The following is a 16632-nucleotide window of genomic DNA, read 5'->3' as shown; positions in this document are numbered from 1 at the left end:
TCTTTTTTTATTTCATTCTTACGTTTTATTCAACTAATTTAATATTAGAACGTTTTGCGTTGTGTAATATGGTTTTTGTCCCTTGGAAATTGTCAGCATCAGTTAATCTGCATGTAATTTTTTACGTCTGTTAAAGATAAAAGTTCTGTTTTGCCGGGAGAATATACTTTAACAACGAAAGGGGAGTACATTTTGTTTTATTTTTTTTAGAATTTACTTTAGGTTCTGACTGTTGCTGAGTCATTAGCCTCAAACAGACTCTCTGAAAATTTTGTTTAATCAGGTGTTTTTTACTCCATTTCGGATTTGTAAGTAGAATAAATGCCGGTTAAATAGGTTTAAGCATATTATTTGAAGCCGATCATGTGAATGACAGAAGCATTTCCCAAATGAAATGTCCCTTCATCCAGTTCCGTTTCCAGTTCCTGAATTTTTAATTCGGAAAGGGATTGGAAATCTGATTTTAGTTCTTCTTCTGAAAAAAGCATCTCAATGTTTCTGGGGCCACCCGAGTTATTTTTAATTTGATTTTTTGAGAATCCCACCAGAATGATCGTGCCTTGCGGTTTTAAAAAAGTCAATAGCTTTTGGTGGTAGCTTTTTCTTTTATCCGGTTGAAAATGGGCAAATATTAAAGCGATGCAATCAAATTCTTCAGGTGGGTAATGTACATGTTCCAGGCTTTCTACCTGGTACTTGATGGAAACTTCTTTTTCTGAAGCCAGGTTTTTTGCTTTGACCCGGGCTTCGCTACTGCTGTCGAATGCAAAAACTTCCCATCCTCTCTGTGCCGCAAACACAGCATTACGTCCTTCTCCTTCCGCCGGAAAAAGGATTCTGCCCGGAGAGAGTTTTTCTAAATGCCCTTTTAAAAATTCATTGGGATCCGTTCCGTAAACATATTCTTTTGCAGCATAACGTTCGTTCCAGAATTCACTCATTTGTTTCATTTTATTTTGGCCAATTTTAACAAAAAAATAGTGATTCGGTTTAAAAATGCGCTCATTATATAGTATTTCCTTTTGGGGATATTTGTTGTTTGAATATGAACTGATATTTTTATTGGTACATTAAGTTAGTAGAAAAGGTTTCTTTTTTATTTTTGCAAAAAAGTGAAAACGATGAGAATTGAAATTGAGCAACCGGACCAAGAGGAACTGGAGGAAGCAGGGGTATTTTCCTGGCCGGTTTGGGAGCACGATGAAGACAAATTCGACTGGTATTACGACAAAACCGAACATTGTTATATTGTAGAAGGCGAAGCAACGGTTGTTTCCGAGTTCGATTCGGTTACAATAAAACCCGGGGATTATGTAATTTTTCCGGCCGGATTGGAATGCGTGTGGGACATCCATTCCGCCATACGGAAACATTATTCCTTTGAATAATGGTATGTTTTCCCCTTCCGGAAATTAGGAGATAGTTAAAATATTTCCCGCTTTCGATACCGTGTAAGCTTTTAAAGCGTTTTCTGCCGGTCCGTTCACTACTGCTCCGGAAATGGCATAAAGCGAACCATGGCAAGGGCAGGGTAATTGATTGGTCGAAGAATTGTAACTTACTGTGCACCCCTGGTGGGTACAAATTTTTGAAAGAGCTATGTACGTACTTTCGCCGGTACGGATAATAATAATATCACCACTGTAGGCAAAGCCACCTATATCCTGCAGTGCCGCAAAACTTGAGTTACCCAGATCAATCGTGGTTTTTCCGGCTGGTTCCATATCGTCTTCACTACAGGCGTTAAAAAGTATGGGCGCCGTCAGTAAAATACTTCCGCCAACTGCAAACTTTTGTAAAAAATCTTTTCTTTCCATCGTTTAATAATATTTAATTCTGAATTTCCGAATGAGGTTGAAACCTAAAAAGAGACTGCCGTTTCCCCAGTCACCTGAAGTAGATGTGTAAAGCCCGCGGGTAAAAAATTGTTGCGAGTTTGATAAAACTAACTGGAACAAATGCCCTCCTGTCTTAATATCGACCCCGAGCGAAAGCGGCCTTGAAGCTGAAAGACTGGAATGGAAATAGGGCAGATATTCGATATTTGCCGAAACGTTATCCGATATTTTTGCAGAGCCTGCCAGCCCCAACGTAAAAAAGGATAAACTTTGGTTCTTAACAGGGATGTATCCGGTAGAAAGGAATCCGGGGGAGACCTGTAACCCGACATTCCCAAAGGTTTTACCCAGTAATAATTGGATATTTCCTGCAGCTTTGGAAGAAAAGTTGTCTTCCGTTTCCGGGAAGGTGTTGCGTATTGTGGGAAGAGAGCCTGCAACCACGGCAGCTATTGTCAGCGGGAAATCATTGTCCTGGGTTGCAAACCGGGCTTTTATGAAAGCATCGTAGGTTTTCATGAAGGAACTTCGTCCAATACCAATGTTCAGGTTTTTCCCCGCGCCATATTCAAATCCCAATCGCATGGTTGCCTGATCGAGCCCGAAAAGTTCGTAAAATCCGCCGTCAATTTCACCAAAACGGTGCTGGATTAAAAGAATCAATTCCCCTTTATCGGCAAGGTTTACTGACTGTTCGTTTACAAAACGGGTCCCCTGAAAAGCCTGGTCTGTAACCCCTTCTTCATCCTGAGCTTTTAATGATTGTATAATCAAAAAAAACAGTATTGTTAATGCAAAAACTTTCATAAACACATATTTAAGATATAAAAGCATATTTAAATCCTTTATAAGGATAAAAATTAAGTAGTTAATTTGTGCTTACTTCGCACATGTTTTAATTCCAAATGGCAAGTAGGTAGGACAAATCCGGAAAATACTTGTAAGCAAAATGATTCCGGCAAGAATCAGCAATATTGTTCCAATCGTTCCGCTTATAATGTTTGTGAGGTAAAGCACTGCAACTGTTGCTGCGATTATTACCCGGATAATCCGATCTGCCACTCCCATATTCTTTCTCATAATGCTGTTGTTTGTATATTTATACTTCACCAAATTTAAAGTGTTCAAAATTAAGATGCTGTGACTGTGGTCACGACTTTAATATTTTTATTCCGTCCTGATTTTGTACAAGCTTGCTTTCGTATTCCAGTTTTTTTAGTACTCTGCTTACAACTTCCCTGGCTGTCCCCAAATCATTGGCAATTTGCTGATGCGAGATTTTTAAAATGTCTTTCTCCCATATTTTTACTTTGGTAGATAAATATTCGTATAACCGTTTGTCCATTTTGTCGAAAAGTACTTTGTTTACCATCTGTATCATTTCGCTGTACCGGATATTGTATTGCCGGAAAAACAAATGATTCAGTTCCGGGAATTCCTTCATCCATTGAAATACTTTTTCCAAAGGCATAAGCAGTATTTTAGAATCTTTTTCAGATTGGGCAAAAGCTTTGCTCGATGTATTTGTCAATACAGAATTAAAAGAGACGATACAGGTTTCCTGCGGCCTTATATAATACAGTAGTAGTTCTTTGTCCTCGTGTTTGGTGAAAACTTTCACAAGCCCCTCCAAAACAATCGGGATTCTTTTCACATATTGGCCCTCTCGCATTAGCTCCGTATTTTGCGGAACATCCTTTATTTCGGAATGTTTTACTAATTCTTCCTTTAATTCCAGAGGAAAAGGCAGAAGAGAAAGCAATTTATCTTCAGTTTTCATACGAGTATATAAAGTTTAAAAGTCTTCACCAGCTATTGATTTTCCGAGTTTCTTTTACAGAAATTGCCCAATAATATAAAACAACAACTCAGTTTGTTTTGTTTGATAACCGGGTTAAAATTAATGTATTAAATAGATTTTTTTATAAAAACAGACCCGGGGCCGGAGTTTCAGGAAGAGATAGGTTTTTTTTTGAGACGGTAATAAAAGCTAAATTTGTATTTTTAAATCCGAACTTTTGAATAAACATTAGAAAATCTGTATTGTTTTTATATTGACTAAAGGTTAATTATATAATTGGCAATGGATAAATTTTCATCAGTGGGTAATCAGGAACAGGAAACGATGGACGACCTGTACCAAATATACCTGAAGAGTCCGGAAAAACTGGATAAAAGCTGGCAGCATTTTTTTGCAGGGTTTGAGTTGGCACGAACCAATTACCCGGCCAGTAAGACCATGCATTTGGAAGGCGATATTAACAAAGAATTTGCTATTTTAAGCCTGATTCACGGTTATCGTCAGCGTGGACATTTGTTTACAAAAACCAACCCTGTAAGGACTCGCCGTCAATATGCTCCGACGCTGGATATTGAAAACTTTGGGTTGGAAAAAAAGGATTTGGAAACCACTTTCCAAGCCGGGAATGATATTGGTATTGGCCCGGCGAAGTTAAAAGACATTGTGGAGCATCTTGAGGCCACTTATTGCCGTTCCGTCGGTGTGGAGTACGTTTATATGCGCGATCCGGAAGTGGTAGCGTGGCTGAAGCAAAAGATGGAAAGCAGTCGTAATTCACAGGAATTCTCAGAAGAACACCGGAAGGATATTTTTTATCACCTGAAAGTGGCAGTGGGCTTTGAAAACTTTATCCATAAAAAGTTTGTGGGACAAAAGCGCTTCTCTCTCGAGGGGGCTGAAAGTCTTATCCCTTCGCTGGATGCAGTTATTGAGCGTGGTGCCGAATTGGGAATTGAAGAGTTTGTTTTGGGAATGGCTCACCGGGGTCGGCTTAATGTTTTGGCCAACATCCTGAAAAAGCCGTATGAGAATATTTTTAAGGAGTTTTACGGGAAGGAATACGAAGAAGACCATTGGAATGGTGATGTAAAATATCATCTGGGCTATGAGAACGAAGTAATGACCGATTTTGGGAAACAGGTCAGGTTAAATCTTATGCCTAACCCGTCTCACCTCGAAGCGGTGGGGCCTGTAGTGCAAGGTATGGTCCGTTCGCGTATCGATTCGGTTTACAAAGGAGATTACAGTAAGGCTGCAGGAATTATTATTCATGGCGATGCCGCCATTGCAGCGCAGGGTGTGGTTTATGAAACCATACAAATGTCGCAGCTTAAAGGATACCGAACAGGTGGAACCATTCACCTTGTAATTAATAACCAGGTAGGTTTTACCACAACATATCTTGACGGCCGGTCGAGTACCTACTGTACAGACGTGGCAAAAGTTACGCGCTCTCCGGTGTTTCATGTAAACGGAGACGATGTGGAGGCTCTTGTTTATACCATCAGGCTGGCGATGGAGTTCAGGCAAAAGTTTAGTACCGATGTGTTTATTGACATACTTTGTTACCGTAAATACGGACACAATGAGGGAGATGAACCCCGCTTTACGCAGCCGATGCTTTACAGGGCAATCTCAAAGCATCTGAATTCGCGCGATATCTATGCGGAGAAAATGGAGAAGCTGGGTATTATGACGCAGGAAGAAGCCCGCAAGAAGGTGAAAGATTTCGACCGGTTTATGGAAGAAAAGTACCGGGATTCAGAAAAAATCGAAAAGCTGAAATTGCGAAAGTTTCTGCTTAATGAATATGAGCCTTATGACATGCCTCAAAAGTCGATGTTTGAGCAGTCGGTAAATACAGGTGTAAAAGCAGGGCAATTGGTGCAGATTGCGGAAAGCATCAACAATCTGCCGGAAGATTTGGTTTTCTTTAAGAAGGTGAACCGGATTTTGTCCGATCGGCGGATGATGATACTCGATAATCGCCTTGATTGGGCCATGGCTGAATTGCTCGCCTACGGAACATTGGTTACAGAAGGGCATCCGGTGCGGTTGAGCGGACAGGATACCGAACGGGGAACTTTCGCCCATCGTCATGCGTCTTTTGTGGTGGAAGGTACCGACGAAAAATACTTTCCCTTGAAACATGTTGAGCAAAACCAGGCACCTTTCCATGTTTTTAATTCACTTCTTTCAGAATATGCGGTAATGGGATTTGAATATGGGTATGCACTGGCCCAGCCGAATGGCCTGACCATTTGGGAAGCTCAGTTTGGCGATTTTGTCAATATGGCCCAGGCTGTTGTTGATCAATACATTACTTCTGCATTTGAAAAGTGGGGCTTGATGAATAACCTGGTGCTGCTGTTGCCGCATGGCTACGAGGGGCAGGGGCCGGAGCATTCCAGTGCACGTATGGAAAGATTTCTGGAGCTTTCAGTAAACAACAATATGCAGGTGGTTGTGCCCACAACTCCGGCCAATATGTTTCACCTGTTACGCCGGCAGGTAAAAATGAAAATGCGTTTGCCGCTGGTTGTTTTTACGCCCAAGAGCCTGTTGCGACATCCTCAGGTAATATCTACCATTGAAGACCTCTCCAAGGGAGCCTTTCAGGAAGTTATTGATGATCAGACTGCTGATCCTGAAATAGTAGAAAAAGTAATATTTACTTCTGGTCGCCTGTATTATGATTTAGTTAAACATAAAAATACGAAAAAAATATCCCATGTGGCAATTGTTCGTTTGGAGCAATTGTATCCCATTCCCTACAAACAAATTGATGAAGTAGTGAAAAAGTATCATACTTCCAACCTTGTTTGGGCACAGGACGAACCGGAGAACATGGGGGCATGGCCTTTTCTTAACCGGAAACTCGATTATCTCGGATTAAAACTGGTTTCCCGGAAAGAGAGTGCCAGTCCGGCGGTTGGGTTAACAGAAAAACACACCCAGGCCCTGGAGAAAATTTTAAGTACTGTTTTTGAAGAAAAAGAAGTAGTAGCTTCATAAAAAAAACCAAAGATGATAATAGAAGTGAAAGTTCCCAGTCCGGGAGAATCTATAACCGAAGTTGAAATTGGTGCCTGGCTTGTTGAGGACGGCGCAGTGGTCGATAAAGATCAGGAGATTGCCGAAGTGGAATCAGACAAAGCAACGCTGACCATTGTGGCCGGCGAAGCCGGAAAAATTGAGTTAAAAGCTGAAGAAGGGGCGACGGTTGAAGTTGGCGCGGTGGTTTGTACCATCGATACCAGTGTAAAACCTGCTGTCAAAAAAGAGGAAGAAAAGGCCGGAGAAAAAGAAGCTGCAGCTGATAGTGAAAAGAAAAAGGAAGAGGGGAAACTGCAGAAAGATGAAAAAGAAGCGCCGGAAGCTGCCGGGAAAACAGAAACAAAAGAGGGAAAAGAGTCCGCAGAGTATGACCAGGTGAAAGTGACTCCGGTGGCAAAAGAGTTGATGAAAGAACACGGAGTTTCTGTTGATGATATAATAAAAGGGTTGAAACGTATCGGAAAAAAAGAGGTAGAGGCTGCGATTTCTGCGCCGGCCGATTCCCCGGTTCCTGCTGCAATGCAGCCCAAAGAAGCTTCGCGGGAAGTGGACAGGCAACGGATGACTGCACTGCGACGTAAGTTGAGCCAACGCCTGGTGGCCGTAAAAAATGAAACGGCAATGCTTACTACTTTTAATGAAATTGACATGGGCCATGTGATGGACTTGCGTAAAAAGTACCAGCAGCAGTTTGTGGAAAAGCATGGATTCAAGTTAGGTTTCATGTCGTTTTTTACAAAGGCAGTTGCCCTTGCCATGGACTTTCACCCCATGGTAAATGCCCAGCTTGATGAGGATGAAATTGTTTCACCCCAATTTGTGGATGTGGGAATTGCAGTGTCTACACCGAAAGGATTAATGGTGCCTGTTGTTCGTAATGCTGAAAGTAAAACCATTCCGCAAATCGAACTGGAAATTAAAGAACTGGCTGAAAAAGCCCGCAACAAAAAGATTTCTGTGGATGAATTAACGGGAGGCACATTCACCATTACCAACGGAGGGGTTTTCGGTTCGCTGCTTTCTACCCCCATTATTAACCCACCGCAGTCGGCTATCCTGGGAATGCACAATATTGTGGAACGTCCCGCGGCCGTAAATGGTCAGGTGGTGATACGTCCTATGATGTATGTGGCTCTATCCTACGACCACCGCATAATCGACGGAAAAGATTCGGTAGGCTTCCTGGTAAAGGTGAAAGAATTCATTGAAAACCCGGAACGGATGTTTACCGGAGGCCGGGAACCGGAAAGGCTGCTTCTCGGGATTTAATCGTTTTGAATGGATCAACCCCGAAAAAGTTTCTATACTTTTTCGGGGTTGAAAATATTTTTACTTCAATCTTTTTAAATTCAACCCATAACCTCCCACAAAAATTAGTGTGAAAATGGCATTGGTTACGGAAAATGCCTGCCAGTCTGTCCAGATAACCGGGATAAAAAGGATGCAAAGCTGGGCAAATGTGTACAGCAGAAAACCGTCACGGTGTAGCTTCCACATGCGTATTGCTCCCGTAAGCGAAAGGGCATACAACGCCATCAGAAGAGTGAAATAAACAGGAGAGAGCGCCTCTGTTGTATGCCAGGAGGAATACTTTATGATAAGTTCGGTGCTTTGCTCAAAAAAAAGCGATACCAGGAAATACCCTAAAAAGCCAATGCTACTGCCAATAAAAGTCAGGTTGCAAAGAGCACTTAAAAATGGCGGACGTTTAACAGGTATTGTATTCATATTCAGAATTTATTTTATCATTTTCTCTATATAAAGAATCTCTATGACAGAGATTCCCTTGTTTCTTTCCGCTACTCCTTCATTTTTCGTAAAATTGTACTGTAATTAAAGGAATATGCAAATTTAAAATAACAATGCGATGAACCAATTATTCATAAAATCTATTGCCCTCCTGTGTGTGGGGATAGGTATGATTAACTGCACCCCTCAAAAGGAAGAGGTGCAGCGCCCCAATATCCTCTTTATTATGAGCGACGACCATGCATACCAGGCCATTAGTGCATACGGGCATGGGCTGAACGAAACTCCTAACATTGACCGGCTGGCCGATGAAGGTGTTATTTTTACCAGGGCCACCGTGACCAATTCGATTTGTGCGCCCAGCCGGGCGGTTTTGCTCACGGGTAAACACAGTTTTGTAAATGGGAAAGTGGACAATGTTCAGCCATTTGACTGGGACCAGCCCAACTTCCCGAAACTGATGCAGGCCAATGGCTACCAAACAGCCATGATTGGTAAAATCCATTTGGACGGCATACCACAGGGATTCGATTTCTCGATGGTGTTGCCAGGCCAGGGACAATATTATAATCCCGATTTTCTTATTGAAGGGAAACGGGTTAGAAAAGAAGGTTATTGCACAGAGATCATTACTGAAACAACACTCGACTGGCTGAAGAACAAACGGGACCCCGACAAGCCGTTTTGCGTGCTGTACCATCAAAAAGCGCCTCACCGAAACTGGCTGCCGGCGCCAAAGTATGTGAATTTATATGATGACAAAACGTTTGATCCGCCGGCCAACTTTTTCGATGATTATGAAGGACGCGGTACAGCAGCCAAAGAGCAGGAAATGCAGGTAGACGGCCATGCCCAGTGGGGACATGATTTTAAGTTGATTGTCGATCCGTCCGGAGATTCAACCGGTTTTATCAGGGATTTGAAAAGGATGAACGAGGAGCAGCGTGCCAACTGGATGGCCGCTTACGAAGATGAAAACCAGGAGTTTTTAAATAATATGCCCGAAGGGAAGGATCTGGCTCTTTGGAAATTTAACCGCTACATAAAGGACTACCTGCGTACCATCAAATCAGTAGACGACGGAGTAGGAGAGGTGCTCGATTATTTGGACGAATCTGGGTTGGCAGAGAATACCATCGTGGTTTACACTTCTGACCAGGGATTCTACCTCGGCGAACATGGCTGGTTCGACAAGCGCTTTATGTACGAAGAATCATTCCGTACCCCGTTGCTGATTCGGTATCCGAAAGAGATTAAACCGGGAACAGAAATTGACAAGCTTGTGCAGAACCTTGATTTTGCACCAACATTCCTTGATTATGCCGGAATAGAAGCCCCGGAATCAATGCAGGGTGAATCCTTCAGGAAACTGGTAGCCGGGGAAACAGATGAATGGCGCGATGCCGTTTATTACACCTATTATGAATATCCTTCGGTACACATGGTGAAACGGCACTACGGCGTGGCTACTGACAGATATAAGCTCATGCATTTTTATTACGATATCGACGAATGGGAGATGTATGATTTGGAGACCGATCCGGCGGAAATGAAAAATATTTACGGCGATCCGGCGTATGCCGATGTGCAGAAAATGTTGCATCAAAAGCTTGAAGAACTGCGCGAATATTATGGAGACAGTGATGAACTGAATGATAAGTATCTGAAAGCGTACCTTGAACACCGGGCTAACAGGTGATCTGTTTTTTATAAATTTCAGCGTGTAAATTTCGGACAAAATGAATAGAATTAAAGTCAGAAACAATTTGGAGAATCAAAAGAATTGGGCAAAACCTGTATTTGCATTTTTCCTGTTGTTGTTTTTTTATCAGGGAGTACATGCTCAAAAACCGAATATCCTTTTCATTGTGTCCGATGATTTGAATACACGTATCGGGCCATTCATGGATATAGATGATCACACGCCGCACCTCGATCGGCTCGCTACCGAAGGGGTGAGATTTATCCGCGCTTTTTGTCAGTACCCGTTATGCGGCCCTTCGCGGGCATCGTTTATGAGCGGGTTGTACCCGGAAACCAACAGGGTACTTACCAATAACGATCAGCCGGGGAGTTACAGAAAAGAGACTCCGGCGTTGGCAGACCACCCTTCTCTGGCAGGTTTTTTTCGGGAGCAGGGATATTTTACAGCACGGGTATCAAAAATTTACCACATGGGAATCCCGGGAGGCATTGAACGGGGAGAACCCGGAGGCGATGAACCCGACTCCTGGGATTACGCTTACAATGTGATGGCGCCGGAAACTTTAAGCCCGGGAGAGATGGAACTACTCTCTCCAAAAAATCACCATTATGGTTCCAATTTTGCCCGGATGGTTATTCCCGATGAACTGGAGGGTACGCAGGCCGATTATTTGGCGGCCAGTCAGGCCATTGCCATCCTGGAAAACAGGGCCGGGGAAGTCCCTGAATCCGGGACAAACAAGCAGAGGATAAAAAATGATGCCCCGTTTTTTCTTGCAGTGGGGTTTGTCAGGCCGCATGTGCCGCTGATTGCTCCTGAAAATTGTTTTGTTCCTTATCCCGAAAACGAGGTCGTACTGCCTCCTGTTAAGATTGGAGAAAATATTCCGGAACAAGCATTACAAAGGCAGAATGAAAAAATATGGGGAATGAGTGAAATCCAGCAACGCCGCACCATTAGCAGTTATATGGCCAGCGTACGGTTTATGGATCAGCAGGTGGGGCGCTTACTTGACGCCCTGGACCGGCTTGGAATCAGAGAGGAAACTATTGTTGTTTTTTTATCTGACCACGGTTATAATTTGGGCGAACACGACTGCTGGTCGAAAACCAGTCTGTGGGAAGGCAGTGTTCGTTCTCCTCTTATTATTTCTGTGCCGGGCTACGAGAAAAACTACGGTACATCCTGCAATGCCATTACGGAATTGATTGACCTTTATCCAACACTGACAGAGTTATGTGGCTTTCGCGATAAACAACCGGAGATTTTGCAGGGGGAAAGCATGAGAGGATACATCTCCGGAGAAAAGGAAGAAGATTCGGCTGCCTTTGCCTACACTGTTTCTTACCGGGGGAAGGATGGCTCCATCCGGACGGGCAGATGGAGATATACCCGTTGGGGAGAAGAAACCGGAAAGGGAAATGAAGAATTATATGATCATGTAAACGATCCGGAGGAGTATGTAAACCTGGCCGGCGATTCGGATTATTTTAACGTGTTGGAAGAGATGCGGATGAAGTTTGAAGAAGCAAGGGAAAAGGCAAAAAGTGGATTAACAATAAATTAAGTAAAGTCAAAAATAGGATGAAAAGGTTGAATGCTGGATCTATTTTTTTTGTAATAATTGTGCTGACAGTATTTTCCTGTGGAAGGCCGCAACCTGAGGACCCCAAACAGCCCAATTTTATTGTTTTTATTGCGGATGATGCTGCCTGGAACGACTGTGGGCCTTATGGCAACCATAAAATTAAAACGCCCAATATTAATTTGCTCGCAGAAGAAGGAGTTGTTTTTAACAATGCTTTCCTGACAACCAGTTCCTGTAGTCCGAGCCGTTGCAGCATTTTAACCGGGCGCTACCCGCATAGTACCGGTGCGCCTGAGCTACACATGCAGCTGCCTGCCAGTCAGTTGTTGTTTGCCGGGGAGTTGCAGAAAGCAGGGTATTTCACCGCTGTGGCCGGAAAATACCATATTGGTCCGAAGAGGGCAGAGTTTGACACCATTTACGGAGGGGCTCCCAGTGGTTGTGAGTACTGGGTTGAGGCGCTGCAAAACAGGCCAAAAGACAAGCCTTTCTTTTTGTGGCTGGCAGCCATCGATCCGCATCGTAGTTACCGCCCTGGCATTATTCCGGAACCCCACCGCCCCGAAGATGTGATTGTTCCTCCCTATTTGCCGGATAACGATTCTACGCGTAAGGATTTAGCTTTGTACTATGACGAAATTTCAAGAATGGACAGCTACATCGGGCAAGTGATGTACGAGTTGAAAAACCAGGGAGTGGATGAAAATACACTGATTATTTATATGACAGATAACGGGCGTCCTTTTCCCCGGTGTAAAACACGGCTTTATGACAGCGGAATCAAAACGCCCTTTATTGTCCGGTGGCCTGAAAAAATTAAAAAAGGAAGCACCGATGCACTGGTGAGTTCCATAGATATTGCTCCCACTTTTTGCGAACTGGCGGGTGCCGGTACTTCAGAGACATTTCAGGGAGTATCTTTTGTTCCGGTTTTGGAGGATTATTCGAAAGAAACAAGAGAATACATTGCTTCCGAGCATAACTGGCACGACTATCAGGCACACGAACGAGCTGTCCGTAATCATCAGTATCTGTACATCCGGAATGCTTTCCCTCATCTGAATGCTTCACCGCCTGCCGATGCTGTGCGAAGTATAACGTACCAGGAGATGGTGAATAGGTATAATGAAGGCCATCTGAATGAAAACCAGCTGGATTGTTTTGTCTCGCCCCGACCCTCTGAAGAATTGTACGATGTGGTTAATGACCCGCACCAATTGCATAACCTGGCCGGCAATACGGATTATGAGGGTGCGCTTAATGACATGCAAAAACTGCTTGATAATTGGATGGCAGAATCCGGTGATGAAGTTCCGGAGAATCCGACGCCTGACAAGTTCGATCGGTGGACAGGGAATAAGCTGTAATTTAACTGATTCAGATAAAAAAAACAGAGTGGAATGAAACGAAATACAATATCAATAGTGCTGGTGTGCTTGCTTTTCCTGGGATTGACCGGGCAGTACCCGGCATTGTCTTCTGAAACAGAAAGCGGCCAACCACCCCGTCCCAATTTTATAGTGATATTTGCCGACGATTTGGGGTATGGCGATCTGGGAGTTTTCGGGCATCCCACGATCAAAACGCCTCATCTTGATAAGATGGCTTTTGAAGGGCAGAAGTGGACCAACTTTTATGTGGCTGCACCGGTTTGTACGCCAAGTCGTGCAGGATTGCTTACAGGAAGGTTGCCTGTTCGCTCAGGAATGTGCAGTGACAAAAAGCGCGTGCTGTTCCCTGATTCCAATGGCGGGCTTCCTCAAACCGAAATTACCATTGCTGAAGCGTTAAAACAAAGTGGCTACTATACAGCGGCTATCGGCAAGTGGCACTTGGGCCACAAATCACCTTATTTACCCACAGATCATGGGTTCGATAGTTATTTTGGAATCCCATATTCCAATGACATGGACAAGGTGGAAAAGACCAGCCATTTTACCCTGGCAGAAAACGAGCGCTACCAGGCTTACAATGTGCCGTTGATGCGGGACAAAGAAATTATTGAACGGCCGGCCGACCAGCGTACCATCACAAAACGCTATACAGAAGAAGCTGTTTCAAAAATAAAAGATTTAAAAGATGGACCCTTTTTTATATATCTAGCCCATTCGCTTCCACATATTCCGTTGTTTCGTTCCAAAGAATTTAAAGATACTTCACTGGCCGGCTTTTATGGCGATGTAATTGAAGAAATTGACTGGTCGGTAGGGCGTATTCTTAAAACCCTAACAGAAGAAGGAGTTGCCGAAAATACACTGGTAGTTTTTACTTCTGATAACGGGCCGTGGCATATTTTTAAAACGCACGGTGGTTCAGCCGGCCTGCTGCGGGGGGCCAAAGGAGGAACTTTTGAAGGAGGGATGCGTGAACCTACCGTTTTTTGGTGGCCGGGCCATATCAAAACGGGAGTGGTGACCGACATGGGAACAACGATGGATTTGCTGCCTGCCTTTTGTAAATTATCCGGGACAAATCTTCCCGAAGACCGGGTTTACGACGGGTATGATATTTCTCCATTGATTCTGGGAACCGGGAAAAGTGAGCGCGACGTGGTATTTTATTATCGGGGCCAGCAGGTTTATGCTGTCCGCAAAGGGGATTACAAGGCCCATTTTATTATTCAAAATGAATACCGGACCCAAACGGCGCATCCCGTAACCGATCCGATGCTTGAAATTCCAGATAGTCCGACGGTCTTAAAAGAACCCATCCTTTATAATGTAAATGTCGATCCGGGAGAAAAGTTTAATATTGCCGGAGAGCATCCGGAAGTTATTGCAGAAATCAGAGAGGTACTGAAGAAACATCTTGCTGGTGTTGAGCCGGTGGAAAATCAATTGGAGAAATAAGAAAATGTTGGAACAAGGGAGAATAGAACAGAGAAAATACGTTGCTACCTGGTTGCCTTTCTGTATCTCTGTTCTTGTTTGCACCGGTCAACACCGAAAATTTACATCCGAATATCGTGTTAATATTGACTGATGAGCAGGTTATGGATTCTTGATTGCATAAGTTGAATCGCATTGGATAAAAATTTCAGTTCGAAAGAGGCTGTAGATTTTGTGATTACCTGGAGGGAAAAAGGAGCAGTAATTCTTTGTATTGAATCATAAATATAAATCGTTCCGGGGCTATACTTCTGGTAATTAGGGTAAACAAACATTTGCTTTTGAACGAAATCATTTTTATTTTTAGGCCGCGAAAATCAATAGAATAAAACCGATATCTCTGATGTAAATACCGAACCAATATTGCTTTAATTGCCGAAACAAAGTTTCAAGATGAAACAATCCAATAAGAAACGCAAAAACAGATACTTTCACTATCAGAAGGAGATTTTGAATACCATCTTCGAACCTGCATCTTTTATCGGTAGTAATTACCGGTATATATTTGTTAATAATGCGTTTAATAATTTTTACGGAAAGGAAACCAATGAAACCATTGGAGAGACCGTGGAAAAAATATGGGGTGCCGAAAATTTTGAGAAGAAGCTAAAACCCGGCATGGAAAAGTGTCTGGCCGGCCAACCTGTCTTTTTACAGTATGAAGGTAAAATACCAAATGGAGAGGTTAAAGTATTGGAAATGAATTTTTACCCGCATCGCAAACCTTCGGGAAAAATTGACGGGGTAATTTCCACGGCAAATGATATTACCGAGCGTGTAAGAGCAGAGCAGGCGCTGAAAAAAAGTGAAGCACAATTACAAGAACTTAATGCCACCAAAGACAAACTGTTTTCTATTATTGGTCACGATCTCAAGGGACCTTTAAACAATATTCTGGGCTTTTCGGAACTCATTGAAAATGGTTTTGATAAATATTCCTGTGATGAAATAAGAAAGTACAACAAAATTATTTATCAATTATCCACGTCTGTCTCCGATTTGTTGGAGAACCTGTTGACATGGTCGCGGGCACAGCGGCAAAAGCTGACTGTTTCACCTCAGAATCTTGCGATTCATTTTATTGTGGAAAAATGCTTTGGCCTTTTGGGGCAGAATGCCTTGCAGAAAGAGATTCGTTTTAAAAACAATATTTCTCCCGAAACAATTATTTATGCCGATGAGGAAATGATGACCATTGTAATGCGTAACCTCATTTCCAATGCCATAAAGTTTGCTTACCGGGGAGGAACCATTTCGGTTTCCGCCAAAAACTCTGATGAAATGGTTGTTGTTGGCGTAAAGGATACGGGCGTGGGAATTCAGAAAGAAAAAATACCCTGCCTATTTCATCCCGACGAAAATCACTCGAATTTAGGGACCGAAGGGGAAAAAGGTACCGGCCTTGGTCTGATTATTTGCAAAGACTTTGTTGAAAAAAACGAAGGGGAAATATGGGTAGAAAGTGAGCCCGGGAATGGGACTGTTTTTTATTTCTCTCTACCGGCAAAAAGTAATTCATAGAGTGGTATGAATTGTATTTCTGTTTAATGAAATCCGGAATTAGTATTTCTCTGTCTCCGAACAAAATCAAAAAGCAAATTAAGGTTGAATGATAAGAAGATATTCCATTCCTGTGATCAAGCGTAGTAATTTTTGAATCATAGAAAATTTAGCTCTTTGGGCAATGCTAACTTCAACCCATGGTTCATACTCAAAATAACATTGCGTACTAAAATTATATTGGGGAAAATGTTCTAACGTTAAGCCAATATTAAAAGATTAAAAAACCTTCCATTCCTCAAAATAGTCACTTAAAAGTGTTGGGTTGATTCATTATTTTGTTTTGTAATGAGTTGTTTGTTAAGGGTGTGATATCATAATTTTAATCTTTTATAAATCCCTTTTTTTCGCTTTTTCCGTATTTTTTGTACCGATCTTAAAACATATTTTGCGACATAAAACCCAAAATTAAGGTAATTTTCCTTCCGTCTTATTAAAATCTTGTT

General features: G+C 42.7%; 14 protein-coding genes. 8 read left to right on the top strand and 6 right to left on the bottom strand.

What is annotated here, in order from left to right; translation table 11 throughout:
- Nucleotides 1-347: 347 nt before the first annotated feature.
- Nucleotides 348-950, bottom strand: a complete 603-nt coding sequence (locus D1164_RS03645; protein WP_206610909.1) for a class I SAM-dependent methyltransferase — start codon at nucleotides 948-950, stop codon at nucleotides 348-350.
- A gap of 171 nt (nucleotides 951-1121) precedes the next feature.
- Between D1164_RS03645 and D1164_RS03640 the strand changes: the two genes are divergently transcribed.
- Nucleotides 1122-1388 (top strand): cupin domain-containing protein, encoded by a 267-nt coding sequence (locus tag D1164_RS03640; protein ID WP_119348576.1) that lies wholly within the window; start codon nucleotides 1122-1124, stop codon nucleotides 1386-1388.
- A 24-nt stretch (nucleotides 1389-1412) separates the two neighbouring features.
- On the opposite strand, the gene D1164_RS03635 is transcribed toward D1164_RS03640, so the two are convergent.
- The 4 genes from D1164_RS03635 to D1164_RS03620 all read right to left on the bottom strand — a co-directional run bounded on the left by D1164_RS03635 (nucleotide 1413) and on the right by D1164_RS03620 (nucleotide 3618).
- A complete protein-coding gene (locus D1164_RS03635; RefSeq protein WP_119348575.1) occupies nucleotides 1413-1817 on the bottom strand; it encodes a QcrA and Rieske domain-containing protein in 405 nt (134 codons plus the stop codon).
- A 3-nt stretch (nucleotides 1818-1820) separates the two neighbouring features.
- On the bottom strand, nucleotides 1821-2645 hold the full coding sequence (locus tag D1164_RS03630; RefSeq protein WP_147372011.1) for a DUF5777 family beta-barrel protein: 825 nt from the start codon (nucleotides 2643-2645) through the stop codon (nucleotides 1821-1823).
- 72 nt (nucleotides 2646-2717) lie between these two features.
- The gene (locus D1164_RS03625) at nucleotides 2718-2918 is read right to left on the bottom strand and encodes a YgaP family membrane protein (protein ID WP_119348712.1); all 201 of its coding nucleotides are present in this window, start codon (nucleotides 2916-2918) and stop codon (nucleotides 2718-2720) included.
- A gap of 70 nt (nucleotides 2919-2988) precedes the next feature.
- Nucleotides 2989-3618 carry a Crp/Fnr family transcriptional regulator gene (locus tag D1164_RS03620; protein WP_119348573.1) on the bottom strand — a complete coding sequence of 210 codons (630 nt, stop codon included), beginning with the start codon at nucleotides 3616-3618 and terminating at the stop codon, nucleotides 2989-2991.
- 303 nt (nucleotides 3619-3921) lie between these two features.
- On the opposite strand from D1164_RS03620, the gene D1164_RS03615 reads away from it, so the two are divergent.
- Both D1164_RS03615 and odhB read left to right on the top strand, forming a co-directional pair.
- On the top strand, nucleotides 3922-6654 hold the full coding sequence (locus D1164_RS03615; RefSeq protein ID WP_119348572.1) for a 2-oxoglutarate dehydrogenase E1 component: 2733 nt from the start codon (nucleotides 3922-3924) through the stop codon (nucleotides 6652-6654).
- Between the two features lie 12 nt (nucleotides 6655-6666).
- On the top strand, nucleotides 6667-7965 hold the full coding sequence (gene odhB / locus D1164_RS03610; RefSeq protein WP_119348571.1) for a 2-oxoglutarate dehydrogenase complex dihydrolipoyllysine-residue succinyltransferase: 1299 nt from the start codon (nucleotides 6667-6669) through the stop codon (nucleotides 7963-7965).
- A gap of 60 nt (nucleotides 7966-8025) precedes the next feature.
- On the opposite strand, the gene D1164_RS03605 is transcribed toward odhB, so the two are convergent.
- A complete protein-coding gene (locus D1164_RS03605) occupies nucleotides 8026-8424 on the bottom strand; it encodes a hypothetical protein (RefSeq protein WP_119348570.1) in 399 nt (132 codons plus the stop codon).
- A gap of 139 nt (nucleotides 8425-8563) precedes the next feature.
- Here D1164_RS03605 and D1164_RS03600 point away from each other — a divergent pair, with 139 nt between their 5' ends.
- The 5 genes from D1164_RS03600 to D1164_RS03580 all read left to right on the top strand — a co-directional run bounded on the left by D1164_RS03600 (nucleotide 8564) and on the right by D1164_RS03580 (nucleotide 16147).
- Nucleotides 8564-10144 carry a sulfatase family protein gene (locus D1164_RS03600; RefSeq protein WP_119348569.1) on the top strand — a complete coding sequence of 527 codons (1581 nt, stop codon included), beginning with the start codon at nucleotides 8564-8566 and terminating at the stop codon, nucleotides 10142-10144.
- A gap of 40 nt (nucleotides 10145-10184) precedes the next feature.
- Complete coding sequence (locus D1164_RS03595) at nucleotides 10185-11717, top strand: sulfatase (RefSeq protein ID WP_119348568.1); 1533 nt, start codon at nucleotides 10185-10187, stop codon at nucleotides 11715-11717.
- 17 nt (nucleotides 11718-11734) lie between these two features.
- The gene (locus tag D1164_RS03590) at nucleotides 11735-13105 is read left to right on the top strand and encodes a sulfatase family protein (protein ID WP_119348567.1); all 1371 of its coding nucleotides are present in this window, start codon (nucleotides 11735-11737) and stop codon (nucleotides 13103-13105) included.
- A gap of 33 nt (nucleotides 13106-13138) precedes the next feature.
- Nucleotides 13139-14587 (top strand): sulfatase family protein, encoded by a 1449-nt coding sequence (locus D1164_RS03585; RefSeq protein WP_119348566.1) that lies wholly within the window; start codon nucleotides 13139-13141, stop codon nucleotides 14585-14587.
- Nucleotides 14588-15019: 432 nt separating this feature from the next.
- The gene (locus tag D1164_RS03580; RefSeq protein ID WP_119348565.1) at nucleotides 15020-16147 is read left to right on the top strand and encodes a PAS domain-containing sensor histidine kinase; all 1128 of its coding nucleotides are present in this window, start codon (nucleotides 15020-15022) and stop codon (nucleotides 16145-16147) included.
- The last annotated feature ends 485 nt before the right edge of the window (nucleotides 16148-16632 follow it).

It is taken from the genome of Mariniphaga sediminis, assembly GCF_003573545.1.
Classification (GTDB): domain Bacteria; phylum Bacteroidota; class Bacteroidia; order Bacteroidales; family Prolixibacteraceae; genus Mariniphaga; species Mariniphaga sediminis.
This window is presented reverse-complemented; position numbering and strand designations above follow the sequence as displayed.

Coding starts and splice junctions, on each gene's coding strand:
- D1164_RS03645 (WP_206610909.1), bottom strand. CDS start 950: ATGAAACAAATGAGTGAATTCTGGAACGAACGTTATGCTGCAAAAGAA.
- D1164_RS03640 (WP_119348576.1), top strand. CDS start 1,122: ATGAGAATTGAAATTGAGCAACCGGACCAAGAGGAACTGGAGGAAGCA.
- D1164_RS03635 (WP_119348575.1), bottom strand. CDS start 1,817: ATGGAAAGAAAAGATTTTTTACAAAAGTTTGCAGTTGGCGGAAGTATT.
- D1164_RS03630 (WP_147372011.1), bottom strand. CDS start 2,645: ATGAAAGTTTTTGCATTAACAATACTGTTTTTTTTGATTATACAATCA.
- D1164_RS03625 (WP_119348712.1), bottom strand. CDS start 2,918: ATGAGAAAGAATATGGGAGTGGCAGATCGGATTATCCGGGTAATAATC.
- D1164_RS03620 (WP_119348573.1), bottom strand. CDS start 3,618: ATGAAAACTGAAGATAAATTGCTTTCTCTTCTGCCTTTTCCTCTGGAA.
- D1164_RS03615 (WP_119348572.1), top strand. CDS start 3,922: ATGGATAAATTTTCATCAGTGGGTAATCAGGAACAGGAAACGATGGAC.
- odhB (WP_119348571.1), top strand. CDS start 6,667: ATGATAATAGAAGTGAAAGTTCCCAGTCCGGGAGAATCTATAACCGAA.
- D1164_RS03605 (WP_119348570.1), bottom strand. CDS start 8,424: ATGAATACAATACCTGTTAAACGTCCGCCATTTTTAAGTGCTCTTTGC.
- D1164_RS03600 (WP_119348569.1), top strand. CDS start 8,564: ATGAACCAATTATTCATAAAATCTATTGCCCTCCTGTGTGTGGGGATA.
- D1164_RS03595 (WP_119348568.1), top strand. CDS start 10,185: ATGAATAGAATTAAAGTCAGAAACAATTTGGAGAATCAAAAGAATTGG.
- D1164_RS03590 (WP_119348567.1), top strand. CDS start 11,735: ATGAAAAGGTTGAATGCTGGATCTATTTTTTTTGTAATAATTGTGCTG.
- D1164_RS03585 (WP_119348566.1), top strand. CDS start 13,139: ATGAAACGAAATACAATATCAATAGTGCTGGTGTGCTTGCTTTTCCTG.
- D1164_RS03580 (WP_119348565.1), top strand. CDS start 15,020: ATGAAACAATCCAATAAGAAACGCAAAAACAGATACTTTCACTATCAG.